A 25,109-nucleotide genomic window follows, 5' to 3' on the forward strand; every position below is an offset into this window, starting at 1 on the left:
TCGGGGGTCCAGGATGGTCGGGTGCGGACGGAACCGGCGGTGTGGAGCGCTGAGGCGGGCGGCGTGCTCGACTTCGACGCCTGCTACACCGCGCTGCGCTCGCGGGACCGGCGCTTCGACGGTGTGTTCTACGTCGCGGTCCGCACCACCGGGATCTACTGCCGCCCGTCCTGCCCGGCCCGGACGCCGGCCCCGGTCAACGTCACCTTCCACCGCACCGCCGCCTCCGCCCAAGCCTCCGGGCACCGCGCCTGCAAGCGCTGCCTGCCCGACGCCACCCCGGGCAGCCCGCAGTGGGACGTCGCCGGCGACGTCGCGGGCCGGGCGATGCGGCTGATCGCCGACGGCGTCGTCGACCGCGACGGCGTCCCCGGTCTCGCCGCCCGGCTCGGGTACACCCCGCGGCACCTGTCCCGCGTGCTCGTCACCGAGCTCGGCGCCGGGCCGCTCGCGCTGGCCCGGACCCAGCGCGCCCTGACCGCCCGAGCCCTGGTGGAGAGCACCGACCTGCCGCTGGCCGACATCGCCTTCGCCGCGGGCTTCGCCAGCGTGCGCCAGTTCAACGCCACCCTGCGCGAGGTGTACGACGCGACGCCCACCCAGCTGCGCACCCGGCGCCCCGACCGGTCCCGTGGCCGACTCGCGTCGGGCCACGGGGCGGGCGGCCTGCGGCTGCGGATCGCGGTCCGCACGCCGTTCGCCGGGACGGCGCTGCTGCGCTTCCTCGCCGACCGCTGCGTGCCCGGCGTCGAGGTCGCCACCGTGGGTGCCAACGGCACGGGCAGGTACGCGCGCACCCTGCGGCTGCCACACGGGCCGGGAGCCGTCGAGGTCGAGCTCGCCGACCTGCCCGGGCCGGGGACGTCGTACGTCGTGATCCGGCTGGCCCTGCACGACCTGCGCGACACGGCCGCGGCGGTGGCCCGCGTCCGGGCCCTGCTCGACGCGGACGCCGACCCCGTCGCCGTCGACGCCCACCTCGGCACCGACCCGCTGCTCGCGCCACTGGTCGCCGCCCGGCCGGGCCTGCGCGTACCCGGCCACGTGGACGGCGCCGAGGTCGCCGTGCGGGCGGTGCTCGGCCAGCAGGTCAGCGTCGCGGCGGCACGCACCGCCGCGGCCCGCCTCGTCGCCGCCCACGGCGAGCCCGTGGCGACCGGGACGACCACGACGAACGGGACCACCGGGACCACCCTGTCCGCGATCCCCGGCCTGACGCACCTCTTCCCGGCCCCGCAGGCCCTGGCGGCGCTCGACGTCGACGACCTGCGCGACGCCGGGGTCCGGATGCCCGGTTCCCGCGCCAGGGCCCTGCTCGGGCTCGCCGAGGCGTTGGCGCAGGGCCGCCTCGTGCTCGACCGCGGCCCGGACCGGGCCCGGGTGCGCGCCGACCTGCTGGCGCTGCCCGGGATCGGCCCGTGGACCGCCGACTACGTCGCGCTGCGGGCCCTCGGCCACCCGGACGTGTGGCTGCCGGGCGACGCCGGGGTGCGCGCCGCGCTGACCGCCCGCGGCGCGGACCCGGCCGCCGCGCAGCGCTGGGCACCGTGGCGCTCGTACGCGCTCATGCACCTGTGGGCCGGCACGACGGCAGGCACGACAGCAGGCACGACGGCAGGCACGTCAGCCGGGACGACGGCGGCCGAGAAGAAGGCGGTGGGAGACTCGTGAGGAGGACGGAGGAAGCCATGTGGATCGTGATCGACTCACCACTCGGACCGCTGCGCATCGTGGAGCGCGACGGCGCGATCACCGCGGTCGAGTTCTCGCCGTTCCGCGACGACTCGGACCCGGGCGCGCCGGGTGAGCCGGGGGAGCCGTCGCCGGTGCTGGCTCAGGCCGCGCGCGAGCTGGGGGAGTACTTCGCCGGCACCCGCACCCAATTCGGCCTGCCGCTGGCCCCGGTCGGCACGCTGTGGCAGCGCGCGGTGTGGGACCAGCTGCTGGGCATCGAGTACGGCGCCACCGCGTCGTACGGCCAGATCGCGGCCCGGCTGGGCCGGACCAACGCGGCGTCGCGTGCGGTGGGCTTGGCGAACGGGTCCAACCCGATCCCGATCCTCATCCCGTGTCACCGAGTGATCGGTGCGAACGGCACGCTGACCGGCTACGCCGGCGGGGTGGCGCGCAAGCAGGTGCTGCTCGACATCGAGCAGGACGCCCTGTTCTGAGCGGCCCGCGCGGGCAGGACCGGGCTACTGCCCGGGCTACTCCGCGGCCGCGCGGCGCAGCGACTCCGAGAGCCGCTCGGCAGCGGCGAGCACGGCCGGGGCGTGCATCCGGCCGGGCTGGCGGGAGAGCCGCTCGAGCGGACCGGAGACGGAGACGGCCGCGATGACCTTGCCGCTGGGCGAACGCACCGGCGCCGAGACCGAGGCCACGCCCTGCTCGCGCTCGCCGACCGACTGCGCCCAGCCGCGGCGGCGGATGGCGGAGAGCTCGGCGGCGGAGAAGGCGGAGTTCTGCAGGCCGCGGTGGATCCGCTCGGGGTCGTCCCAGGCGAGCAGGACCTGCGCCGCGGAGCCGGCGCGCATGGTGAGCTGGGAGCCGACCGGGATGGTGTCGCGCAGGCCGGAGGGCCGCTCGGCGGCGGCCACGCAGACACGGTGGTCGCCCTGGCGGCGCCACAGCTGGGCGGACTCACCGGTGATGTCGCGCAGCCGGGCGAGCACCGGGCCCGCCGTGGCGAGCAGCCGGTCCTCGCCGGCCGCCGCGGAGAGCTCGGCCAGCCGCGGGCCCAGCACGAAGCGGCCCTGCATGTCGCGGGCCACGAGCCGGTGGTGCTCCAGTGCCACCGCCAGCCGGTGGGCCGTGGGGCGGGCGAGGCCGGTCCCGGCGACCAGGCCGGCCAGCGTGGCCGGTCCCGACTCCAGTGCCGTGAGCACCAGGGCTGCCTTGTCGAGTACGCCGACTCCGCTCGAGTTGTCCATATGGCAATACTGCCGTCTCGGGATCTGGGATGCAAGGCTAAACTGGAAGTCGAGGCCGGAAACCCCGGCCGAGGTCACGCCGCACGGCCGATCGGCCGACCCGCGACGCAGCCACCAAGAACGACATCGACGATGAGGAGCGAGTCATGGGCAAGACCCTGGCGGAGAAGGTGTGGGACGAGCACGTCGTCCGGTCGAACCCGGGGGAGCCGGACCTGCTCTTCATCGACCTCCACCTGCTGCACGAGGTGACCAGCCCGCAGGCCTTCGACGGCCTGCGCCTGGCTGGACGCAAGGTCCGCCGCCCGGACCTGACCCTGGCGACCGAGGACCACAACGTCCCCACCCTGGACTGGGACAAGCCGATCGTCGACCCGATCAGCCGCACCCAGGTCGAGACGCTGCGCAAGAACGCCAAGGAGTTCGGCGTCCGGCTGCACCCGCTCGGTGACATCGAGCAGGGCATCGTGCATGTCGTCGGCCCGCAGCTCGGCCTGACCCAGCCCGGCATGACCATCGTCTGCGGCGACTCGCACACCTCCACCCACGGCGCCTTCGGCTCGATCGCCTTCGGCATCGGCACCTCGCAGGTCGAGCACGTGCTCGCCACCCAGACCCTGCAGCAGGCCCGCCTGAAGACCATGGCGGTCACCGTCAACGGCAGCCTGCCCGAGGGCGTGACGGCCAAGGACCTGGTGCTCAACCTGATCACCCACGTCGGCACCGGCGGCGGCCAGGGCTACATCGTCGAGTACCGCGGCCAGGCCATCGAGGAGCTCTCCATGGAGGGCCGGATGACCGTGTGCAACATGTCGATCGAGTGGGGCGCCAAGGCGGGCATGATCGCGCCCGACGAGACCACCTTCGCCTACCTGGCCGACAAGCCGGAGGCCCCCAAGGGGGCCGAGTGGGACGCCGCGGTCGCGCACTGGCGCACCCTGGCCACCGACCCCGACGCCGTCTTCGACAAGGAGATCGTCCTCGACGCCTCGCAGATGACGCCGTTCGTCACCTGGGGCACGAACCCCGGCCAGGGCGCGCCGCTCGGCGCGACCGTGCCGAGCCCCGAGGACTTCGCCGACCCGACCGACGCGCTCGCGGCCCGCAACGCCCTGGAGTACATGGACCTGGAGGCCGGCACCCCGCTGCGCGAGGTCGCGATCGACACCGTCTTCGTCGGCTCCTGCACCAACGGCCGGATCGAGGACCTGCGCCTGGCGGCCGAGGTCATCAAGGGCCACAAGGTCGCCGAGGGCACCCGGTTCCTCGTCGTGCCCGGCTCGGTGCGCGTGCGGATGCAGGCCGAGGCCGAGGGCCTGCACGAGATCTTCATCGCCGCGGGCGCCGAGTGGCGCGGCGCCGGTTGCTCGATGTGCCTGGGCATGAACCCCGACCAGCTCGCCCCCGGTGAGCGCAGCGCGTCGACCTCGAACCGCAACTTCGAGGGACGTCAGGGCAAGGGCGGCCGCACCCACCTGGTGTCGGTTCCCGTCGCCGCGGCCACCGCCGTGCGCGGCAAGCTCTCCTCGCCCGCCGACCTCGTCCCCGCCTCGGTCTGAACGGAGCACACGTCATGGACAAGTTCACCACCCACACCGGCATCGGCGTCCCGCTGCGGCGCAGCAACGTCGACACCGACCAGATCATCCCCGCCGAGTACCTCAAGCGGGTCGCCCGCACCGGCTTCGAGGACGGCCTGTTCGCCAGCTGGCGCACCGACCCCGGCTTCGTGCTCAACCAGGACGCCTACCGCGCCGGCTCGGTGCTCGTCGCCGGCCCGGACTTCGGCACCGGCTCGTCTCGTGAGCACGCCGTCTGGGCGCTGCAGAACTACGGCTTCAAGGCCGTCCTCTCGCCGCGTTTCGCCGACATCTTCCGCGGCAACGCCGGCAACTCCGGCCTGCTCGCCGCGCAGGTCGAGGAGGACGTGATCCTGAAGATCCAGGACTACCTCGAGGCGAACCCGGGCGCCGAGGTGAGAGTCGACCTCGAGGCCCGCACCGTCACCGCCGGCGACATCACCGCGGACTTCCAGGTCGACGACTACGTCCGCTGGCGGCTGCTCAACGGCCTCGACGACATCGGGATCACGCTGTCCCACGAGGACGACATCATCGCCTACGAGGCGAAGCGGCCGTCGTACAAGCCGGTCACGCTGGGCGCGACCTCCTGAGCCGATGACGTAGCGGAGGTGGGGGCGGGACCGTTCTCTAGGATCGATCCCGTGTCCACCTCCGTCGGCCCCGCCGCGCGCGCGGGCCAAGCCCTCGGAGACGCCCCCGAGGAGACCCTCCCCGAGGAGACCGTCCCCGAGGAGACCGTCCCACCGAGCCTGCGCCAGGTCCTGCTGCGCGGTGCCAAGGGCAGCCTGCAGGCGGCGCTGGCCATCTCGGTGGCGCTGCAGGCCTCCACGTTGGGGCTGTTCCTGCCCCGGTGGTTGAAGGACCTGCTCTTCGACGGCGGCGGGTTCTGGTTCGACACCTTGCTGGTCTGGGCGCTGATCGGCTTCTGCTGGGCGTTGCTCGGCCGGCTGTGGTGGTCCTTCGGCGCGGTCGCGGCGCTCGCCCTGGTGCTCGGCGTGGTCACGCTGGTCAAGATCCCGCTGCGCCGGGAGCCGGTCTATCCCAGCGACATCGACTTCCTGCGTGAGCCGGGCTTCCTGACCTCGATGGTCCCGCTGCCGCTGCTGATCCTCGGCGGGCTCGCCGTCGGTGGCGTGCTCGTCGCCGCGGCACGGATCGGCCGCCGGATGCAGCAGCGCTGGCCACGGCCGCGGTTGTGGGCGTTGCCTCGGCGCCAGGCCCTGGCCGTCATCGGACTGCGCCTCGGCGTCCTCGCGCTGACCGGGGTGATGCTGCTGCACGCCTTCCAGTTCAACCACCAGGGCAACGCGTGGCGCGGCCTGTACGAGGCGCGAGGCGAGTCCTGGCGGTACTGGAACCAGACGACGAACTACCGCTCCAACGGCTTCATCGGCGGGTTCCTCTACAACATGCCGACCGAGGCCATGGCCGCCCCGACGTCGTACGACGCCGAGGTGATGGCGCGCCTCGCCGACCGCTACACCGCCGCCGCGGAGCGCATCAACGCCACCCGGGACGGCAGCCTGGCGGACGTGAACGTCGTGCTGGTGCTCAGCGAGTCGTTCACCGACCCCACCGAGCTCGAGGGCTTCGAGCTCGAGCGGGACCCGATCCCGCACACCCGCGCGCTGATGGCCCGCACCACCTCGGGCCACATGCTCGCCCAGATGTACGGCGGCGGCACGGCCAACATGGAGTTCGAGACCCTGACCGGGCAGTCCCTGCGCCTGTTCCGCCCGCAGATGCTCTCGCCGTACCAGATGCTCGTGCCCGGTGAGCGCGACTATCCCTCTGCGGTGGGCTGGTTCCGCGCCCAGGGGCACCGGGCGGTCGCGGTGCACCCCTACCGGGTGGGGATGTACAAGCGGCAGCAGGTCTACCACCGCTTCGGCTTCCAGGAGTTCGTGCACGACACGACGCTGCCCGGGGCCCGCACCATCGACGACAACCCCTTCATCTCCGACGCCTCGGCCTTCGACGAGGTGCTGCGCCAGATCGACGACAGCGAGGCGCCGCTGCTGGTCAACCTCGTGACCATGCAGAACCACATCCCGGTCACCGACAACTATCCCGACCCGATCGGGGTGGAGGGCGTCAGCGGCGGCCAGGCCGAGCGGATCGGCCAGTACGCACGGGGGCTGGAGCACTCCGACGCCGCGTTCGCCGACTTCCTCGACGCCCTCGACGGCGCGGACGAGGAGACGATCGTGCTGTTCTACGGCGACCACCTCCCCGGCATCTACAGCTCCGACACCCAGTCCGCCAACGACGGGCTCCGCCTGCACCGCACGCCCTTCCTGGTGTGGAGCAACCGGGCGGAGCAGAACGTCGTGCGCGAGGTGCCGATCACCAGCCCCGCCTTCTTCCTGCCCTTGCTGTACGAGGTCGCGGACGCGCCCGTGCCGCCGTACCTCGCCCTGCTGGACGAGGTCCGCGAGCACGTCGGTGCCATGGCGCAGGGCCGGTTGCTGGACACCTCCGGGGACCCGGTGCAGCCCGAGGACCTCGACGACGAGACGAAGCAGCTGCTCGCCGACCTGCGCCTGGTGCAGTACGACTTCTCGATCGGTGAGCGCTTCGCCGTGGACCGGATGTGGCCCGGCTCGGTGGTCACGAACCCCTGAAATCGGCGTAACAGAGCGGTTCTGGGGCGTCCGCAGTGAAATGCGTCACAAAAAACCGTGCCTGGTGATTGTGGGTCCGCGCGGCAGTGCTTAGCGTTCGCAAGTAGGACAGCTGGGCGCCGGCTCGGCTGCGAGAGCCCCAGAGACGCCCTTGACGGTGTGTCTTGAAAGGACACGTAGTGAACAAGTCTCAGTTGATCGACACGCTGGCCGACCGATTCGACGGCAGCCGCAAGGACGCCGCCCATGCACTGGACGCGGTTCTCGACACGATCACCCGGCAGGTGGCCAAGGGGGAGAAGGTCGCGATCACCGGCTTCGGCTCCTTCGACAAGGCCGTGCGCAACGCGCGCTGGGTCCGCAACCCGCAGACCGGGGAACGGGTGAAGACCAAGAAGAAGTCGGTGCCGAAGTTCAGCGCGGGTGCCGACCTCAAGAACGTCGTGTCCGGGGCCAAGAAGCTCGCGCCGCTGCCGAGGGTGAGTGCGAAGAAGGCGGCGGCCACGGCTGCGAAGACGGCCGCGGCTCCGGCGAAGAAGGCGGCTGCGGTCGCCAAGAGCGCCGCGCCCGCCACGAAGGCCGCCCCCGCCAAGAAGGCGAGCACGACGAGCAAGTCCGCGGCGAGCAAGTCGACGACGAGCAAGTCGGCGGCGAGCAAGTCGACGGCGAGCAAGTCGACGGCGACCAAGTCGACGGCGACCAAGTCCACGGCGAAGAAGGCGAGCACCGCCAAGGCACCGGCCAAGAAGACCGCCGCAGCGACCAGCTCGACGACGGCGAAGAAGGCGCCCGCCGCGAAGAAGACCGCGACGAAGTCCACCACCGCGACGAAGAGCGCTGCGGCGAAGAAGTCGGCTCCTGCCAAGAAGGCGCCGGCGAAGAAAGCCGCCAAGAAGTCCTGATCCTCACCGATCGGCCGAACGGGCCGCCCTCCTGCGTGGAGGGTGGCCCGTTCGTCGTCCTGCGGGACTCAGGGGGAGGGCGGCAGCGACGTCGCGACGCGGGCGGTGGCTGGGCCGACGCCGAGGGCGAGGGCCGCGCGCAGACCCGCGACGTCGTCGACGTCGCGGCGCAGGGTGGGCAGTGCGCCCTGCGGCTGGCGGCACCCCGCGGCCTCGTGCCGCTCTGCGGAGCCTGCGCCGAAGCGCGGGTCGAACGCGTCGAACGGCGCGGTGTAGAGCGTGGTCCCGGTCCCGTCGGCGTCCCGGACGAACCACGCCTCGCCGGTGCCGGCGGCCTGGGACAGGGCGGCGTCGAGGTCGGCGGGGCGCAGGGCGGGCAGGTCGGCGCACAGGGCCACCGGCTGGAGCCCGGGATGGTCGTGGTGCGCCAGATGCGCAGCGTGGCGCAGCGCAGCGTTCAGACCGCCGCCGGGATCGGCGCAGCCGACGGCGCCGCGGGCCACCAGGGTGGCTGCGAAAACCGGGTCGTCGCTGACCACGCGGACCTCGACGACGTACGCACTGGCCAGGCAGGCGTCGACGACGTCGGTGGCGAACGCCGCGGCGAGCAGGCGCCGCTCCTGGGGCCTGAGTGCGGAGAGCCGGGACTTGGCCGTGCCCGGCGACTTCGCCGGCACCAGCACGACGAAACCGTTCCGCCTCACGACCACGTCCCCATCCTGGCATCCATCCCCGCTGTCCCAGACCGGTGCCCGGCGGCGGAACGCGCCGGTGAGCGCGTGCTGGCGTGGTCACGGTCACGGGGAGGTAGCCTGCGTGGCTGTGACGGTGCGGAAGCTGGGGCGAAGGCGGGGCTGGGCCTTCAACATCGCGGTGCCCATCATCAAGCCGTTCCTGCTGAGCACCACGCGCCGGGAGTGGATCGGTGGCGAGAACCTGCCCGAGACCGGCGGCTGCATCATCGCGCTCAACCACATCTCGCACCTCGACCCGCTCACCGCGGCGCACCTGGTCTACGACCACGGCCGGCTGCCGCGCTACCTGGCCAAGTCGGGACTGTTCGACAACAAGGCCCTCGGCGTCTTCCTGCGCGGTGCCGGCCAGATCCCCGTGAAGCGGGACTCCCGTGACGCCGTGGGCGCCTACGCCGCCGCTGTGGCGGCGGTGCAGGCCGGCGAGTGCGTGGTGATCTACCCCGAGGCCACCATCACCCGCGACCCCGGCATGTGGCCGATGCGCGCGAAGTCCGGTGCTGCCCGGATCGCGTTGGAGACCGGCTGCCCGGTGATCCCGGTGGGCCAGTGGGGCGCGCACGAGATCCTGGCGCCGTACACGAAGCGGCCGAAGCTGGTGCCGCGGCACCAGATCACCATGCGGGTCGGCGAGCCGGTGCCGCTCGACGACCTTCGCGCCCAGCCGCGCACCCCCGCTGTGGTGAACGCGGCCACGGACCGGATCATGGACGCGATCACCCGCCAGCTCGAGCTGGTGCGCAACGAGAAGGCGCCCGCCGAGCGGTACGACATGGCGGTGCAGGGCGACCGGTTCAAGAAGAACAAGAAGTGAGGGCCTCAGTGGGCGCGTTGACGGGCAACAAGGTCGCCGTGCTGGGGGCCGGATCCTGGGGGACGGCGTTCTCCATCATCCTCGCCGACGCCGGCAACGAGGTGTCGATCTGGGCGCGCCGCGACGAGGTCGCCGCCGCGATCAACGACGAGCACGAGAACGCCGACTACCTTCCCGGCATCGAGCTGCCCCGCACGATCAGCTCCACCACCGATCCCGAGCAGGCGCTGGCCGGTGCCGACGTCGTGGTGCTCGCGGTGCCGTCGCAGTCGCTGCGGGAGAACCTGGGCACGTTCCTGCCGCACGTGCAGCGCGACGCGGTCTTCGTGTCGCTGATGAAGGGCGTCGAGCTCGGCACCCTCAAGCGCATGTCCGAGGTGGTCGCCGAGGTCGCCGACGTCGGCCCCGAGCGGATCGCGGTCGTCTCGGGCCCGAACCTGGCGCGCGAGATCGCTCGCCGCGAGCCCGCCGCCTCCGTCGTCGCCTGCGCGGACGAGTCCGTGGCCACCGCGCTGCAGGCCCGCGTGCACTCGCCCGCCTTCCGGCCCTACACCAGCGTCGACGTGCTCGGCTGCGAGCTCGGTGGGGCCTACAAGAACGTCGTCGCCCTCTGTGTCGGCATGGCCGTCGGCCTCGGCTTCGGTGACAACACCACCGCCTCCCTGATCACCCGCGGCCTGGCCGAGACCGCGCGGCTGGCCATGCGGCTGGGCGCCAACCCGCTCACCCTGATGGGGCTGGCCGGGCTCGGGGACCTCGTCGCCACCTGCTCCTCCCCGCTCTCGCGCAACCGCACCTTCGGCGAGAAGCTCGGGCAGGGAATGAGCGTGGAGGAGATCTACGCCTCCACCCGCCAGGTGGCGGAGGGTGCGAAGTCCTGCTCGTCGCTGCGGGCCCTGACCGGCAGCCTCGGTGTGTCGGCGCCGATCGTGGACGCCGTCGACGAGGTGGTGCTGGGCCGGATGACGACCGCGCAGATGATGGAGGCGTTCATCGCCCGCGACACCAAGTCCGAGATCGGCTGACGCGCCCCAGCCGACCCGGGCGGCTCAGGAGGAGATCCGGTCCAGGGCCTGGACCAGGTCGGCCCAGAGGTCCTCGACGTCCTCGATGCCCACCGAGAGCCGCACCAGGCCCTCGGGGATGCTGGGAGCCTCCAGCTTCCAGCGCCGCCGCCGTTCGAAGGTCGACTCGACGCCGCCCAACGACGTGGCGTGCACCCACAGCGAGGTGGCGCGGACCAGGAAGTCGCCGGCGTCCGCGCCGCCGGCCAGCACGGCAGAGACGATGGCGCCGAAGCCGGGGTAGCGGACCTCGGCGACCTCGGCGTGCGTGGCGAGGCGGCGCGCCAGCTCCGCGGCGTTCTCCTCGGCCCGGTCCAGCCGCACGTGCAGGGTGCGCAGCCCGCGCAACGCGAGCCAGGCCTCGAACGGGCCAGGGACGGCTCCGGCGAGGTCGCGGCGGCTCTTCAGCGCGCTGTGCACCTCGTCGTCGCCGACGACGAGGGCCCCCATCAGCACGTCGCTGTGCCCGGCGATGAACTTGGTGGCGGAGTGCACCACGATGTCGGCGCCCAGCTCCAGGGGGCGCTGGCGCAGGGGAGTGGCGAAGGTGTTGTCCACCACGACCCGGATCCCCAGCCCGTGCGCGGCCTGGCACAGTGCGGCGAGGTCGGCGATCTCCAGCGCGGGGTTGGTGGGCGACTCCAGCCACAGCAGTGCACAGTCCTCGTCGTCCTGCATCGCCTTGACGACCGCCGCGGTGTCGGTGACGTCGACGAGGGTGGCGTGCAGGCGGCCTCGCGCCTCGAAGTCGGCCAGCGCCGCGATGGTCCCGCTGTAGGAGTGTCGCGGCGCCACGACACCGGCGCCGTTGCCGACCAGGTCGAGCAGCGTGGTGACTGCGGCCATGCCGGAGGCGAACGCCAGCGCCCGTCCGCCCTCGAGCGCACCGAGCGCGTCCTCGAAGGCCGTCCAGGTGGGGTTGCCGTAGCGGCCGTACTCCAGGTCACCCCCGGCGACGTACGTCGAGGTCAGCGTCACCGGCACGTTGAGCGGCTGGTCCGCGTCGTGCGCGGGCCGCCCGGCGGTCACGGCCAGCGTGGCGGGCCGCAGTGCCCCCTCGGCCGCCTGGCCGGGGGGTGTGGAGGTCGGGTCGAGCGCGGGTCCGGACATGCCTCAACGGTATGGTCATCGGCGATGAACGCGCCAAACGGTCACCAACGGCCCGCTGCCCACCGCCGGATCCGTGTCGCCGTGGTCTTCGGCGGCCGCTCCAGCGAGCACGCCATCTCCTGCGTCACCGCGGGCAACGTGCTCCAGGCCATCGACCGCGACAAGTACGACGTCGTGCCGGTCGGGATCGCCGCCGACGGCCGCTGGGTGCTGGAGGTCGACGACCCCTCCCGGCACCAGATCACCGACACCGGACACCTGCCGGCGGTCGACGCCGAGCGCGCCACCGTCGCGCTGGTCCAAACCGACGGCGGAGCCGGCCTGGTCGTCAGCGACCCCAGCGCGCCGCCGCATGCACTCGGCGACGTCGACGTCGTCTTCCCGCTGCTGCACGGCCCGTGGGGCGAGGACGGCACCATCCAGGGCCTGCTGGAGATGTCGGACGTGCGCTACGTGGGCTCCGGTGTGCTCGCCTCGGCGGTGTGCATGGACAAGGCGTTCATGAAGGTCGTCCTCACCGCCGCCGGGCTGCCGGTGATGCCGAGCGAGACCGTCACGGCCCGGGAGTGGGCGAGCGACCCGGTCGCCGTGCGCGCGCGGGTCGAGCAGCTGGGCTACCCGCTGTTCGTGAAGCCCGCCCGAGGCGGCTCGTCGATCGGCATCGCGAAGGCGCACGGGCCGGACGAGCTCGACGACGCCCTCGAGGAGGCGCTGGCGTACGACCCCAAGGTGCTCATCGAGGTCTCCGCCGAAGGCGCCCGCGAGATCGAGTGCGGGGTGCTGGAGAAGGTCGGCGGCGGGGTCGAGGCCAGCCTGCCCGCCGAGATCCGGGTCACCGGCGAGCACGAGTTCTACGACTTCGCGGCCAAGTACCTGCCCGGGGAGCACACCGAGCTCGACGTGCCCGCGGACCTGCCCGGCGACGTCGCCGACCGGATGCGGCAGCTCGCCGCCGACGCCTTCGTCGCCGCGGGCTGCGAGGGCCTGGCCCGGGTGGACTTCTTCCTGATGCCCGACGGCTCCCTGGTGGTCAACGAGATCAACACGATGCCCGGCTTCACGCCGCTGTCGATGTTCCCGCAGATGTGGGCCGCCACCGGCGTCGAGTACGGCGAGCTCATCGACCGGCTGCTCACGCTGGCGCTGCAGCGTCCCACCGGCCTGCGCTGAACCGGGTCAGTCGGGTCAGTCGCAGGGCTCGACGAGCTTGGTGTGCTCGGTGACCAGCGGCGCCAGCGCGGACATGGCCGCAGGCCCGGCGTTGGGCCGGTAGCGGGCGGGGATCCGCACCTCCACCCGCGGCTCGTAGCCGGCGGTGGTCAGCACCAGATCGAGGTCCTGGTCCTCGTACTGCTCGTCGGGGATGTAGAAGCCGACCCCGTCGGCGGTCTCGCAGGAGGCGGTGAGGTCGAAGCCCTCGGGCACCGGCACGCCGCAGGTGACCACGATCGGGGGCTCGCCGTACGCGGCCGCCGGGGCGTCGGTCGGCTCGACGGCCACCTTCGGCTTCTTGGCGAGCGTGGCGGGCAGGTCGGCGATGAGCGCACGGCACGCGGCCGTGTCGCCGTCGGGCGCATCCACGTCGACCTTGACCGTGTCGTCACCGCACCCGGCGACCAGCAGGCAGCCCGCGACGAGAAGGACCCGTCCGGAGAACCGGCCGGGGGTGTGCAGCCGCAGGCTCAGATGCGGACGACCGGGCATGTCAGCGTCCGGGTGATGCCCTCGAGGCTCTGCACCTTGGAGACCACGAGCTTGCCCAGCTCGTCGACGTTGCGGGCCTCGGCGCGCACGATCACGTCGTACGGGCCGGTGACGTCCTCGGCCAGGGTGACACCCTCGATGGCGCCGACCTCGCGGGCCACCTCGGCAGCCTTGCCGACGTCGGTCTGGATCAGGATGTAGGCATGGACCACCATGGTCGTCGCTCCCGTCGAAGGCTGTGCGGAAGACTCAACCTACCCCGATCCGGGGCCTCCGCAGAACCGGCGCGGGACCCGGAGCCTGCCTCTGGTGGGATGGACCCATGAGCTCCCCGCAGATCCGACCGACCGACGCGACCGTGGCCGACCTCGGGGAGTTCGGGCTGATCTCCGCGGTGGCCGACGTCGTGGCGCGGACCGCGCCCGGCACCGACGTGCTCGTCGGCCCCGGTGACGACGCCGCGGTGATGCGGGTGCGCAGCGGCCACGTCGTGGTCTCCACCGACGTCCTGGTCGAGGGCCGCCACTTCCGACGGGACTGGGCCGAGGCCGTCGACGTCGGGCACCGCGCGGCCGCGCAGAACATCTCCGACGTCAACGCCATGGGTGGCCGCGCACAGTGGCTGACGGTGTCGCTGGCCATGCCGGCCGACCTGCCCGCCGCGTGGGCCCTGGACTTCACCCGGGGATTCGCCACCGAGTGCGCCGCGGTGGGCGCCGGCGTGGTCGGCGGAGACCTGTCCCGCGCGGACGCGGTGGTGGTCTCGGTGACCGTCATCGGCGCCTGCACCGTCTCCCCGGTGCTGCGCTCGGGTGCCGCGCCCGGCGACGTGCTCGCGCTGTGCGGCCGGCAGGGCTGGGCCGCGGGCGGCCTGGCCGTCCTGGGCCGCGGGTTCCGCTCCCCGCGGGTGCTGGTGGAGGCCTACCGTCGCCCCGCGCCGCCGTACGACGCCGGGCCGCAGGCGGCCCAGGCCGGGGCTACCGCGATGATCGACGTCTCCGACGGCCTGCTCGCCGAGGCCGGTCACCTCGCCGTCGCCTCCGGGGTCAGCATCGACGTCTCGACCGGCTCCTTCGAGGTGCCCGAGCCGCTGCTCGCCGTCGGCGCCGCCACCGGGGCCGACCCGCTGCAGTTCATCCTCGCCGGTGGGGACGACCACAGCCTGCTCGCCACCTTCCCGGCCGGTGCCGCGCTGCCCGAGGGATGGGTTCGGATCGGCACCGTCGGGTCCGCTCCCGTGGAGGGGGAGCCCGCCGTCACCGTCGACGGAGCCCCGTACGACGGCCCGACGGGCTGGACGCACTTCTGAGGTCCTTCGTCGGCGCCGCTGCCTCTCGGGCGGTGGCGCCGGGAAGCACGAAGGCCGCCACCCGAGCGGGTGGCGGCCTTCGTCGAGCCGATCAGCGGCAGGTCAGCGGGAGACCTTGCCGGCCTTCAGGCAGCCGGTGCACACGTTGAGGCGCTTCGGGGTGCCGTTGACGACCGCGCGGACGCGCTGGATGTTCGGGTCGAAGCGGCGCTTCGTGATCTTGCGCGACCACGGCCGGTTGTTGCCGAACGTCGGCTTCTTGTCGCAGATGTCGCACACGGCGGCCATGGAAACTCCTGGGAAGATTGCGGTTTCACGTCTGTCGAGCCCGGCAGCGAGAGCGCACGCCGGACAACCGGTTCAGGATAGACGACCTCATCGCGGACGCTGAAATCCACGGGACGGTCCTCCATCGGGGCCGTTGCGTCGCGCGGGACGGGGGGTGCGGATCATCTAGGGTGACGTGCGATGGCTGAGGGGACGGGACACGACGCGACGGGTGCGGGGACGGCGATCTCGCTGGCCACGGTGGCCCGGTTCGTCGACGTCGCCGTGGACGCGCTGGCGCAGGCGCGTGAGGAGGTCGACGCCCTCAACGTCTTCCCGGTGCCCGACGGCGACACGGGGACGAACATGTACCTGACCGTCGTGGCGGCCCGCGACGCGATCCGCGTCGCGATGGCCGAGCAGGAGCACGGTGCAGACAGCGGCGCAGGCCGCGGCGCCGAGCCCGGTGCCGGGGACGGCTCCGGGCTCGAGGGGCCGATGGCAGCACTCGCGCGTGGTGCGTTGCTCGGCGCGCGCGGGAACTCCGGGGTGATCCTCAGCGAGATGCTCGGCGCCGTCGCGCGCCGCATCGCCTCCGCCGAGCCCGGCGAGTCGAACGCCCGCGTCCTGGCCGACGGGATGGCGCAGGCGTCGACGGCGAGCTACGCCGCGGTCGGCGAGCCGGTCGAGGGCACCATGCTCACCGTGCTCCGGGCCGCTGCCCAGGCCGCCGGCGCTGTGGCCGAGCAGCCCACCGCGCGCAGCAGCGACGTGCTGGCCGCCGCCGCGGCCGCGGCCCGCGAGGCCCTGGGCCACACGCCCGAGCAGCTCGAGGCCCTCGCCGCCGCCGGGGTCGTGGACGCCGGCGGGCGAGGACTGTCGGTCATCCTCGACGCGGCGGAGACCGTGCTCACCGGCCGCCGGCCGATCCCGGTCACCGCGCCGTTGGGCAGCCACGCCATCCCGGTCCCGCAGCTGCCGGAGGCCGGTGCGGACCTGTCCGCCGACGGCCCCGCCTACGAGGTCATGTACCTGCTCGACGGCCCCGACGACGGCGTCGGCGTGCTCCGCAAGCGGCTCGGAGGGCTCGGCGACTCCGTCGTGGTCGTCGGAGGCGAGGGGCTGTGGCACGTGCACGTGCACACCGACGACGTCGGGGCGGCGATCGAGGCCGGCCTCGAGCTCGGCCGCCCGCACCGGATCCGGGTCATCCACTTCGCCGAGCAGCTGGCGCGCCAGGTCGGCCAGGCGGGTCAGACGGGTCAGGCGGGTCAGGCGGGTCAGAGCGGTGAGTCGGCGCCCCGGGCGCTCTCCGGACGCCGGGTGGTCGCGGTCGCGGCCGGCCCCGGGCTGGCCGAGCTGTTCCAGGAGGCCGGTGCGGTCGTCGTACCAGGAGGACCGGGGCGGCGGCCCTCGACGGGCGAGCTGCTGGAGGCGATCACCGGGTGCGGTGCCCGCGAGGTCGTGGTGCTGCCCAACGACGAGCCGTCGGTGCGGGCCGCGCTGGTCGCGGCCAGCACCGCGGAGGCCGACCACGGTGCCCGCGGGCTGCGGGTCGCGGTGATCCCGACCCACGCCCAGGTCCAGGGCCTGGCGGCGGTCGCGGTGCACGAGCCCGGCCGGGCCTTCGACCAGGACGTCACCGAGATGACCGCGACGGCCCGCCACGTCCGGCACGGCGCGGTCACCGTCGCCGCCAAGCAGGCGATGACCATGGCCGGGCCGTGCGAGCCCGGCGACGCGCTCGGCGTGATCGCCGGCGACTTCGCCGTCGTCGGCGACGACCTCGGGGCGGTCGCCCTGATCGTGCTGGACCGTCTCCTCGCCGCCGGCGGCGAGATGGTCACCCTGGTGCACGGCCGCGACGGCATCGGCCTGGCGGAGAGCGCCGCGGCCTGGGTGGAGGAGAGCCATCCCCACGTCGACGTCATGGTGTACGACGGTGGCCAGGAGCGCTACCCGCTCCTGATGTCGGTGGAGTGACGGACCATCGTCACGGAGCCGGACGGGTCGACCGTCCGGCGGTGACGGGCAGGCCCCAGGAGCGAGCGGAGCAGGGTTGAGCATCACTCTGGACACGTCCATCACGGCGGTGCTGGGCGCCACCACGCCGGCCAAGCGCAAGAAGTTCACCGACGGGCTCGGCATCCGCACCGTCGGCGACCTGCTGCGCCACTTCCCGCGCCGCTACCTGGAGACCGGGTCGCTGAGCAGGGTCGACAACCTGCGCCGCGGGCAGGTGCTGTGCGTGGTCGGCGAGATCACCGAGTGCGTGACCAAGTCCTACACCGACCGCCGCACCGGCCGGCCGGCGTACCGGGTGGAGGCGACGCTGGCCACCGCCGGGCCGAGCCTGCGGATGACGTTCTTCGCCAAGAACCAGGGCACCGCGGCCTGGCACGCGCGCCGGGTCGAGGTCGGCAACCGCGGCGTCTTCCTGGGCAAGGCCGACCAGTTCCGCGACGAGTGGCAGCTGGTCAACCCGCAGCTGATGATCTTCGGGATGAGCGACGACGACGGGCTGGAGGAGATCCTCGACATCGGCCCGCTGTTCCCCATCTACCCGCTGACCAAGGGCGTGGAGTCCTGGGACATCGCCCGTGCGGTGAAGTTCGCCGACTCGGTGATCGCCGACATCCCGGAGATCCTGCCCGAGGCGCTGCGCACCGAGCACGGCGTGCTGGGCATCCAGGACGCCTACCACTGGGTGCACCAGCCGCAGGACCGCGAGCAGGTCCACCACGCCCACCACCGCTTCCGGTTCGAGGAGGCACTGATCACCCAGCTCGTGCTCGGCCGGCGGCGTCGCGCCGTGCGGGACGCGGGCGCCACCGCCCGCACCGGCGGCGGAGGCCTGCTCGCGGCGTTCGACGAGCGGCTGCCGTTCACCCTGACCCAGGGCCAGCAGCAGGTGGGACGCGAGATCGAGGCCGACCTCGCCGCGCCGTACCCGATGAACCGGCTGCTGCAGGGCGAGGTGGGCTCCGGCAAGACCCTGGTCGCGCTGCGGGCGATGCTGCGGGTCGTGGACTCCGGCGGCCAGGCGGCGCTGCTGGCGCCCACCGAGGTCCTCGCCCAGCAGCACCACCGCTCCATCGTGGCCATGCTCGGCGACCTCGCCGACGACGGCACGATCTTCGGTGGCGGCGAGGGCACCCGCGTGGAGCTGCTGACCGGCTCGATGACCAAGACCCAGCGCACCGCGCCGCTCTCACGCATCGCCACCGGCGAGGCGGGCATCGTGATCGGCACGCACGCGCTGCTGCAGGCCCAGGTCTCCTTCTTCGACCTCGGCCTGGTGGTCGTCGACGAGCAGCACCGCTTCGGCGTCGAGCAGCGCGCCGCGCTGACCGACAAGGCCTCGGCGCCGCCGCACCTGCTGGTGATGACGGCGACGCCGATCCCGCGCACCGTCGCGATGACGGTCTTCGGGGACCTGGAGACCTCGACGCTGAGCGAGCTGCCCGCCGGGCGCGCCCCGATCCAGACCAACCTGGTGCCGCTGGCCGAGCATCCGTCGTGGTTCGGGCGGGTCTGGCAGCGGGTGCGCGAGGAGGTGGAGAAGGGCCACCAGGTGTACGTCGTGTGCCCGCGGATCTCCGGCGACGAGCGCGAGGCCGAGCAGGTCGAGGTCATCGACGTGCCCGGAGAGGACGGCGTCGTCGAGGAGGCGCCTCGCCCGGCGGCCGCCGCCGTCGAGGAGGTCGTGCAGCGGCTGGCGGAGGGTCCGCTGAGCGGACTGCGGATCGCGCGGATCCACGGTCGCCTGCCGGCGGACGAGAAGGACGCCACCATGCGCGCCTTCGCCGCAGGCGAGGTGGACGTGCTCGTCTCCACCACCGTCATCGAGGTCGGCGTCGACGTCGCCAACGCGACCACGATGGTGATCCTCGACGCCGACCGGTTCGGCATCTCCCAGCTGCACCAGCTGCGCGGGCGGGTCGGCCGGGGCGGGCTGCCCGGGCTGTGCCTGCTGGTCACCCACGCCGGTGAGGAGACCCCTGCCCGGGAGCGGCTCGAGGCTGTCGCCTCGACCACCGACGGGTTCGTGCTCAGCCAGATCGACCTCGAGCAGCGCCGGGAAGGCGACGTGCTCGGGGCCTCCCAGGCCGGGCGGCGCTCGAGCCTGGAGAACCTCAAGGTGCTGCGCGACGAGGACACGATCGTGGCGGCCCGGGCCGCGGCGGAAGGGCTCCTCGACGCCGACCGGGACCTGGGGCAGGCGCCCGGCCTGGCGGCGGCGGTGCAGGAGCTGGAGCGCACCCACCAGGCAGAGTTCGTGGCGAAGTCGTGACCGTGAGCGTGGAGAGGGAGCACCCGTGACCAGGATCATCGCCGGCTCCGCCGGCGGCCGCCGGCTGCAGACGCCGCGCGGCGACGCCACCCGGCCCACCAGCGACCGGGTGCGGGAGGCGCTGTTGTCCGCCGTCGACGCGTGGGCCGGCTCGCTGCGCGGGCTGCGGGTCCTCGACCTGTACGCGGGCTCCGGCGCGGTCGGCCTGGAGGCCTGGTCCCGGGGCGCGGAGGCGGTCACCCTCGTGGAGTCCGACCGGCGCACCGCCGACCTGGTGCGGGCGAACGCCCGCGCCGTGGGCTGCCCGGTCGCCGAGGTGATCGCCCGCTCGGTGTCGGCGTTCCTGGCGTCCGCGCCGCGCGCGCCGTACGACCTGGTCTTCGCCGACCCGCCCTACCCGCTCGCCGACGACGCGGTCGCGGAGGTGCTCGGCGCGCTCGTCGAGGGAGGGTGGCTCAGTGACGACGCCCTCGTCGTCGTCGAGCGGTCCGGGCGCAGCCCCGAGCCCGCCTGGCCGGCAGGGCTGGTGCCGCTGCCCGGCCGCCGCGGAGCCAAGCGGTACGGCGAGACCACGCTGTGGTTCGCCGAGCACCCGGCCGAGGACGCGGCGGGGGAGTGAGCGGGGTCCGCTAACCTCACCCACCATGACCCGTGCGGTGTGTCCTGGATCCTTCGACCCGGTCACCAACGGCCACGTCGACATCTTCCGTCGTGCGGCGGCGCTCTTCGACGAGCTCGTGGTCGCCACCGGCACGAACATCTCCAAGTCGCGGCTCTTCGACCCCGACGAGCGCCTGGAGATGCTGCGCGAGGCGTGTGCGGACCTGCCCAACGTCACCGTGATGGGCTTCACCGGCCTCATCGTCGACTTCTGCCGCGAGATCGACGCCCAGGCGATCGTCAAGGGCCTGCGTGGCGGCAACGACTACGAGTACGAGCTGCCCATGGCGCAGATGAACGCCCACCTGACCGGCGTCGAGACCGTCTTCGTGCCCACCACCGCCTCGCTCGGCTACGTCTCCTCCAGCCTGGTCAAGGAGGTCGCCTCGCTCGGCGGCGACGTCTCCGCGCTGGTGCCTCCCGCGGTGCAGCGCCGCCTCGACGCCAAGCTGGCCTCCCCACGAGCCGGGCAGTGAGTCGCGCCCGCACGGCGCACCGCGCGGTGGCCGGGCCAGATTTGGTGGCGCCCGACACCGCCACTACGATTGACCCGATCTGTTGTGCCCGGACCTGGAAAGTGATCCCCTGAACGACCTGGACCCGAGAGCGCCGCTCGTGCTCGACACCCGCGAGCTCGGCCGCCGCCCGGGGTCCCAGCGTGAGGTGACACTGACAGTTCCGGCCCCAGCCGATCTGGGCATCGAAGTCCTAGCTGTCCCCGAAGGCGCGCCGGTCGATCTTGACCTGCGTCTCGAGGCGGTCATGGAAGGCGTGCTCGTCACCGGAACGGCGCGAGCCGGTCTGGAGGGCGAGTGTGCGCGGTGCCTGGAGCCGATCCGCGAGGACATCGAGGTGACGTTCCAGGAGCTGTTCGTCTACGACGACATCCGGGACTCAGCGGAAGCTGAGGAGGACGACGAGGTCAGCACGCTGCAGGACGACCTGGTCGACCTGGAGCCGCTGCTGAGGGATGCGGTGGTGCTCGCACTGCCGTTCCAGCCGCTGTGTGAGGACGACTGTCCGGGGTTGTGCGTCGAGTGTGGCGTGCGGCTGGCGGACGAGCCGGACCACACGCACGAGGCTCCGATCGACCCCCGGTGGAAGGCGCTCACCGCGCTGACCGAAGATGCCGAGCAAGACCCCCAGGACTAGCGCTCACCCGAGCGCTCGACGTTCCCAGTAGATCCCAAGGAGAAGACAGTGGCTGTTCCGAAGCGGAAGATGTCGCGCAGCAACACGCGGCACCGTCGCTCGCAGTGGAAGGCTGTCGCCCCGGTGCTGGTCACCTGCGCGAACCCCGCGTGCGGCGCGAAGCACCTGCCCCACCGTGCCTGCGGCACCTGCGGCCAGTACGGCGCCCGCGCCGACCGTCGTCAGGTCCTCTGAGGCGCACGCCCATCACCGAGTACGTCGAGCTGCGTCGAGCGCTCGGGGATCCGATCCTGGACCCCGAGCTGCTCGAGCGCGCCCTGACGCACCGCTCCTACGCCTACGAGAACGGTGGTCTTCCGACCAACGAACGGCTGGAGTTCCTCGGTGACTCGGTCCTCGGCGTGGTGGTGACCGAGACCCTCTACCGCACCCACCCGGACCTCCCCGAGGGCCGGCTGGCCAAGCTGCGCGCCGCCGTGGTGAACGCGCGCGCCCTGGCCGGGGTGGCCCGTGGGATCGGCCTCGGCCAGCACATCAAGCTGGGTCGCGGCGAGGAGGCCACCGGTGGCCGGGACAAGGCCTCGATCCTGTCCGACACCGTCGAGGCCGTGATCGGCGCGGTGCACCTCTCCGGTGGCATCGAGGTCTCCGCCGACCTCGTGCACCGGCTGTTCGACCCGCTCATCGAGGCGGCGTCCGCGATGGGCGCCGGGCTCGACTGGAAGACCTCGCTGCAGGAGCTGGCCGCCGACCAGTCCCTCGGCGTGCCCGAGTACGTCATCGAGGACGCCGGTCCCGACCACCTCAAGACGTTCACCGCCCAGGTGCGCGTCGGCGACAAGCTCTACGGCAACGGCACCGGCCGCTCCAAGAAGGAGGCCGAGCAGGGCGCCGCCCAGACCGCGTACGGCGAGATCACCGCCGACCTCGGCCTCGACGCCCCCGGCCGCCCGCTGGTCGCCGGCAGCTGACCTCCACCGCCCCGTGCCCGAGCTGCCCGAGGTCGAGGTCGTCCGTGCCGGCCTCGAGCGCCACGTCACCGGCGCGACGATCACCTTCGTCGACGTCCTGCACGACCGTCCGGTGCGCCGTCACCCCGGCGGTGCCGCCGGGTTCGCCGCTGCGCTGACCGGCCGCACCATCGTCGGCGCGTGCCGCCGCGGCAAGTACCTGTGGCTGCCGCTGGACAACGGCGACGCCATCCTCGGCCACCTCGGGATGAGCGGGCAGATGCTCGTCCAACCCACCGACGCCCCCGCCGAACGGCACCTGCGCGTCCGGTTCGCCCTCGCCGGCACCGAGCACGGCCGCGAGCTGCGCTTCGTCGACCAGCGCATGTTCGGCGGCCTGTCGGTCTCGGTCGGCGGCGCGGAGCTGCCCGGCGAGATCGCGCACATCGCCCGCGACCCGCTCGACCCGGCCTTCGACGACGACGCCTTCGCGGCCCGGCTGCGGCGACGCACCTCGGGCGTGAAGCGGCTGCTGCTCGACCAGGGACTGATCTCCGGTGTCGGCAACATCTACGCCGACGAGGCGCTGTGGCGTGCCCGGCTGCACGGCGAGCGGCCCGGGGACCGGCTGACCCGCAAGCAGGCCCTCGAGCTGCTCGGCCACGCCCGCGAGGTGATGAACGCGGCGCTCGCCCAGGGCGGCACCTCCTTCGACGCGCTCTACGTCAACGTCAACGGCGAGTCCGGCTACTTCGACCGCTCGCTGCACGCCTACGGCCGCGAGGGCGAGCCCTGCGACCGGTGCGGCACGCCGATCCGCCGCGTGGCGTTCATGAACCGCTCGTCGTACTTCTGCCCGCGGTGCCAGCCGGTGCCGCGGGCGCGTCGGCGCTGAGCGTCCCCGACGGGTCGGCCTCCGGCGACGGCGCCGGGTCCGGTGTCGGGTCCGGTGTCGGCGCCGGTGTCGGCGCCGGGGTGGGCACAGGCGTCGGCGTCGGTGCTGGGGTCGGCGTCGGGGTGATCGGCGCCGGCCGCCCCCCGCGTACCACGACCCAGGCGCGCGCCGCACCGTGCACCGCCGTGCGCTGCAGCCGGACCACGACCCGGTTGCGCCCGGTGAGCCCGGAGACGTCGTAGCCGGCGAGGCCGGTGCCGTCGAGGCGCACGGTGCCGAGCCGCACCAGCCGGCCGTCGTGCCGGCGCAGCACCTCGACGGTGTCGCCGGCGCGTGCGCCGGTGGCCTGCACGTGCAGCCGGCCCTCGTCGACCCGCAGGACCAGCGCCGGTCGCACCACCACGCGCCGGGCCGGGGTCTGCAGCGTCGCACCGGCGCTCCCGGTCGCGGGGGAGCCCGAGCCGGAGGAGACCGAGGAGGTGGGGGAGAACGTGCCGGGGGAGGCGGTGGCGCCGGGCGATGCCGGGGCGCTGGGGGAGCCCGAGGGCTCCGGGGCGGGGGCCGCCGGGAGCGAGAGCTGCAGCCGCAGCCAGGTGTTCTCCGTGAGCCTGCCGCTGCTGAACCACACCCGCCCGTCGGCCTGCGACGTCGCCCGGGCGACGACCTTCCACGGTGCGCCCGCACGACGCTTGAGCAGGCTCACCTCCTGACCGGCGACGGGCCGGCTCTCGGCGTCGCGCACCGTGCCCACCACGTTCACCCGGCCGCCGGCGACGACGCTGCGTCCCGACAGCGTGCTGGTCAGGCTCGCCGGCACCGGGGCGGTCGCGGGCACCCCCGCCGCCGGGGCACCGGCCCGCGGGCCGGACGCCGAGTCGGGTGCGGGCACGGCCACGGGGGAGCCGGGGGAGCCGGGGGAGCCGGGGGAGCCGGGGGAGCCCGTCGAGGAGGAGCCGCCGGGCCCGGTCCGGTCGGCGTTGGCAGGCCCCTGCGCGTCGGCGGTCGGACCCGAGGGCGACGGCGTCGACGCCTCGCCCTCGTTGCCGGAGCCGGCGTCCGACGTCGGTGCGGGTGTCTTGGCGACCGGTGCCTCGGGGCGCGGGGTGCGAGCGGCGGGCACGCCGATGCCCCCGAGCGCACCGTGCGCGATCGCCTGCACCCCGGCGGGCAGGGCCTGGGTGTAGGCGGCTGCCGCGACGCCGCCGGTGAGCGTGACCGCGGCGACCAGGGCCGCGCCACTGATCCCGGCCCGCCCCGCCAGGCCGGCGGCCCGGCCGGCGGCCAGTCCGGCGGCGGAGCCGAGCCGTGCGCCGCGCCGTCCGAACGAGCGGCGGTAGGCGCCCAGCACCTGCTTCTCACCGGCCAGCTCGGCCGCCGATCCGGGTGCCCGCAGCGCGCGGACCAGCGGGGTGTCCTCGAAGTCGTCGATGCCGAAGGGGTCCAGGCCGTTCATCCGTTCACCGCCCGGGCCCGGTGCCGGTGTCCCGCGGTGCGGGCCAGCGCCTTCAGGCCGCGGTGCACCGCGACCGCCACGGTCCCGGGACGCTTGCCGACGATGGCCGCCACGTCGGCGACCGACAACCCGGCGACGACGCGCAGCATCACCATCTCGGCCTGGGCCGGCGGCAGCGTGGCCACCATCCGCAGCGCGGCGTCAGTGTCGGCGCGCTCCAGGGCGGCCGCCTCCGCACTGGGCGCGGTGCCGATGTCGACGACCTCGGCCGTCGGCGTGCTCGGGCGCGCCGCACGCGCCCGGCCGGCGTCGATGGCACGGTGCCGGGCGAGGGTGAACAGCCAGGCGCGGAAGTCGCTGGGGCCGCCGGAGAAGCGGCGCAGGTCCCGCACGACGTGCAGCCAGGTCTCGGCCGCGATGTCCTCGGCGGTGTCGGGGTCACGCACCTTCAGGTAGCGCAGCAGCGGCGGGTGCAGCGCCCGCCAGAGCTCGCCGAACGCGTCCTCGTCCCCGGCGAGGGCGCTCTCCAGCGACACCCCGATCGGGTCGGTGCAAGGCTCGCGGTCCAGGACGTCTCCCCGCTCCGGTGGTGGGCTTGCGGCACGGGCCGACCAGGGCACGGGGGGCCGTGGGCCGACCGACGACG

At 73.5% G+C, this 25,109-nt stretch carries 26 protein-coding genes; 18 read left to right on the forward strand and 8 right to left on the reverse strand.

Annotation, left to right across the window (positions count from 1 at the left end):
• Nucleotides 1-21: 21 nt before the first annotated feature.
• Together KG111_RS05110 and KG111_RS05115 are read left to right on the forward strand one after the other, a co-directional pair.
• Complete coding sequence (locus KG111_RS05110; protein ID WP_249666307.1) at nt 22-1,671, forward strand: DNA-3-methyladenine glycosylase 2 family protein; 1,650 nt, start codon at nt 22-24, stop codon at nt 1,669-1,671.
• Between the two features lie 17 nt (nt 1,672-1,688).
• Nucleotides 1,689-2,171 carry a methylated-DNA--[protein]-cysteine S-methyltransferase gene (locus KG111_RS05115; RefSeq protein ID WP_205291758.1) on the forward strand — a complete coding sequence of 161 codons (483 nt, stop codon included), beginning with the start codon at nt 1,689-1,691 and terminating at the stop codon, nt 2,169-2,171.
• Nucleotides 2,172-2,207: 36 nt separating this feature from the next.
• Here the strand turns inward: KG111_RS05115 and KG111_RS05120 are convergent, their stop codons facing one another.
• A complete protein-coding gene (locus KG111_RS05120) occupies nt 2,208-2,930 on the reverse strand; it encodes an IclR family transcriptional regulator (RefSeq protein ID WP_205291757.1) in 723 nt (240 codons plus the stop codon).
• Nucleotides 2,931-3,076: 146 nt separating this feature from the next.
• On the opposite strand from KG111_RS05120, the gene leuC reads away from it, so the two are divergent.
• From leuC to KG111_RS05140, 4 genes are all read left to right on the forward strand, one after another.
• Nucleotides 3,077-4,489: a 3-isopropylmalate dehydratase large subunit gene (gene leuC / locus KG111_RS05125; protein ID WP_205291756.1), complete on the forward strand. Its 1,413-nt coding sequence runs from the start codon at nt 3,077-3,079 to the stop codon at nt 4,487-4,489.
• Nucleotides 4,490-4,503: 14 nt separating this feature from the next.
• On the forward strand, nt 4,504-5,103 hold the full coding sequence (leuD, locus tag KG111_RS05130) for a 3-isopropylmalate dehydratase small subunit (protein ID WP_205291755.1): 600 nt from the start codon (nt 4,504-4,506) through the stop codon (nt 5,101-5,103).
• A gap of 51 nt (nt 5,104-5,154) precedes the next feature.
• Nucleotides 5,155-7,137, forward strand: a complete 1,983-nt coding sequence (locus KG111_RS05135) for an LTA synthase family protein (protein ID WP_205291754.1) — start codon at nt 5,155-5,157, stop codon at nt 7,135-7,137.
• 179 nt (nt 7,138-7,316) lie between these two features.
• Nucleotides 7,317-8,039 (forward strand): HU family DNA-binding protein, encoded by a 723-nt coding sequence (locus tag KG111_RS05140; RefSeq protein WP_205291753.1) that lies wholly within the window; start codon nt 7,317-7,319, stop codon nt 8,037-8,039.
• Nucleotides 8,040-8,107: 68 nt separating this feature from the next.
• Here the strand turns inward: KG111_RS05140 and cofC are convergent, their stop codons facing one another.
• Nucleotides 8,108-8,749 carry a 2-phospho-L-lactate guanylyltransferase gene (gene cofC / locus KG111_RS05145; protein ID WP_249666308.1) on the reverse strand — a complete coding sequence of 214 codons (642 nt, stop codon included), beginning with the start codon at nt 8,747-8,749 and terminating at the stop codon, nt 8,108-8,110.
• Nucleotides 8,750-8,861: 112 nt separating this feature from the next.
• On the opposite strand from cofC, the gene KG111_RS05150 reads away from it, so the two are divergent.
• Both KG111_RS05150 and KG111_RS05155 read left to right on the forward strand, forming a co-directional pair.
• A complete protein-coding gene (locus tag KG111_RS05150) occupies nt 8,862-9,605 on the forward strand; it encodes a lysophospholipid acyltransferase family protein (RefSeq protein WP_205291752.1) in 744 nt (247 codons plus the stop codon).
• Nucleotides 9,602-10,630 (forward strand): NAD(P)H-dependent glycerol-3-phosphate dehydrogenase, encoded by a 1,029-nt coding sequence (locus KG111_RS05155; protein WP_249666309.1) that lies wholly within the window; start codon nt 9,602-9,604, stop codon nt 10,628-10,630. The genes KG111_RS05150 and KG111_RS05155 overlap by 4 nt, the downstream gene beginning before the upstream one ends.
• Before the next feature lie 24 nt (nt 10,631-10,654).
• On the opposite strand, the gene KG111_RS05160 is transcribed toward KG111_RS05155, so the two are convergent.
• A complete protein-coding gene (locus tag KG111_RS05160) occupies nt 10,655-11,779 on the reverse strand; it encodes a trans-sulfuration enzyme family protein (RefSeq protein WP_205291751.1) in 1,125 nt (374 codons plus the stop codon).
• Between the two features lie 24 nt (nt 11,780-11,803).
• On the opposite strand from KG111_RS05160, the gene KG111_RS05165 reads away from it, so the two are divergent.
• Entirely contained in the window at nt 11,804-12,949 is a 1,146-nt protein-coding gene (locus KG111_RS05165) for a D-alanine--D-alanine ligase family protein (RefSeq protein WP_205291750.1), read from the forward strand.
• Nucleotides 12,950-12,964: 15 nt separating this feature from the next.
• On the opposite strand, the gene KG111_RS05170 is transcribed toward KG111_RS05165, so the two are convergent.
• Nucleotides 12,965-13,483, reverse strand: a complete 519-nt coding sequence (locus tag KG111_RS05170) for a DUF3515 domain-containing protein (protein WP_205291749.1) — start codon at nt 13,481-13,483, stop codon at nt 12,965-12,967.
• Nucleotides 13,462-13,698, reverse strand: coding sequence for an Lrp/AsnC family transcriptional regulator (locus KG111_RS05175; RefSeq protein ID WP_240195762.1), 237 nt, complete (start codon nt 13,696-13,698; stop codon nt 13,462-13,464). Before KG111_RS05175 ends, KG111_RS05170 begins: the two co-directional genes overlap by 22 nt.
• A 107-nt stretch (nt 13,699-13,805) precedes the next feature.
• On the opposite strand from KG111_RS05175, the gene KG111_RS05180 reads away from it, so the two are divergent.
• Nucleotides 13,806-14,792 (forward strand): thiamine-phosphate kinase, encoded by a 987-nt coding sequence (locus KG111_RS05180; protein ID WP_205291748.1) that lies wholly within the window; start codon nt 13,806-13,808, stop codon nt 14,790-14,792.
• A 102-nt stretch (nt 14,793-14,894) separates the two neighbouring features.
• Here the strand turns inward: KG111_RS05180 and rpmB are convergent, their stop codons facing one another.
• The gene (gene rpmB, locus KG111_RS05185; protein WP_205291747.1) at nt 14,895-15,080 is read right to left on the reverse strand and encodes a 50S ribosomal protein L28; all 186 of its coding nucleotides are present in this window, start codon (nt 15,078-15,080) and stop codon (nt 14,895-14,897) included.
• A gap of 180 nt (nt 15,081-15,260) precedes the next feature.
• Between rpmB and KG111_RS05190 the strand changes: the two genes are divergently transcribed.
• The 8 genes from KG111_RS05190 to mutM all read left to right on the forward strand — a co-directional run bounded on the left by KG111_RS05190 (nt 15,261) and on the right by mutM (nt 23,010).
• The gene (locus KG111_RS05190; RefSeq protein WP_205291746.1) at nt 15,261-17,042 is read left to right on the forward strand and encodes a DAK2 domain-containing protein; all 1,782 of its coding nucleotides are present in this window, start codon (nt 15,261-15,263) and stop codon (nt 17,040-17,042) included.
• 76 nt (nt 17,043-17,118) lie between these two features.
• Entirely contained in the window at nt 17,119-19,353 is a 2,235-nt protein-coding gene (locus KG111_RS05195) for an ATP-dependent DNA helicase RecG (protein WP_205291745.1), read from the forward strand.
• 25 nt (nt 19,354-19,378) lie between these two features.
• Nucleotides 19,379-19,972 (forward strand): 16S rRNA (guanine(966)-N(2))-methyltransferase RsmD, encoded by a 594-nt coding sequence (gene rsmD / locus KG111_RS05200; RefSeq protein ID WP_205291744.1) that lies wholly within the window; start codon nt 19,379-19,381, stop codon nt 19,970-19,972.
• A 25-nt stretch (nt 19,973-19,997) separates the two neighbouring features.
• Nucleotides 19,998-20,489, forward strand: a complete 492-nt coding sequence (gene coaD, locus KG111_RS05205; protein WP_205291743.1) for a pantetheine-phosphate adenylyltransferase — start codon at nt 19,998-20,000, stop codon at nt 20,487-20,489.
• Between the two features lie 139 nt (nt 20,490-20,628).
• Complete coding sequence (locus KG111_RS05210) at nt 20,629-21,165, forward strand: YceD family protein (RefSeq protein WP_249666310.1); 537 nt, start codon at nt 20,629-20,631, stop codon at nt 21,163-21,165.
• Between the two features lie 48 nt (nt 21,166-21,213).
• The gene (gene rpmF, locus KG111_RS05215) at nt 21,214-21,399 is read left to right on the forward strand and encodes a 50S ribosomal protein L32 (RefSeq protein WP_141006753.1); all 186 of its coding nucleotides are present in this window, start codon (nt 21,214-21,216) and stop codon (nt 21,397-21,399) included.
• On the forward strand, nt 21,315-22,136 hold the full coding sequence (rnc, locus tag KG111_RS05220) for a ribonuclease III (protein WP_432806874.1): 822 nt from the start codon (nt 21,315-21,317) through the stop codon (nt 22,134-22,136). Before rpmF ends, rnc begins: the two co-directional genes overlap by 85 nt.
• 13 nt (nt 22,137-22,149) lie before the next feature.
• Nucleotides 22,150-23,010 (forward strand): bifunctional DNA-formamidopyrimidine glycosylase/DNA-(apurinic or apyrimidinic site) lyase, encoded by an 861-nt coding sequence (gene mutM, locus KG111_RS05225; RefSeq protein WP_205291742.1) that lies wholly within the window; start codon nt 22,150-22,152, stop codon nt 23,008-23,010.
• Here the strand turns inward: mutM and KG111_RS05230 are convergent.
• Both KG111_RS05230 and KG111_RS05235 read right to left on the reverse strand, forming a co-directional pair.
• Nucleotides 22,946-24,463 (reverse strand): hypothetical protein, encoded by a 1,518-nt coding sequence (locus KG111_RS05230; protein ID WP_205291741.1) that lies wholly within the window; start codon nt 24,461-24,463, stop codon nt 22,946-22,948. The genes mutM and KG111_RS05230 overlap by 65 nt on opposite strands.
• Nucleotides 24,460-24,999, reverse strand: a complete 540-nt coding sequence (locus KG111_RS05235; RefSeq protein ID WP_205291740.1) for an RNA polymerase sigma factor — start codon at nt 24,997-24,999, stop codon at nt 24,460-24,462. Before KG111_RS05235 ends, KG111_RS05230 begins: the two co-directional genes overlap by 4 nt.
• Nucleotides 25,000-25,109 lie beyond the last annotated feature (110 nt).

It is taken from the genome of Nocardioides faecalis (assembly GCF_018388425.1).
Lineage (GTDB): Bacteria > Actinomycetota > Actinomycetes > Propionibacteriales > Nocardioidaceae > Nocardioides > Nocardioides faecalis.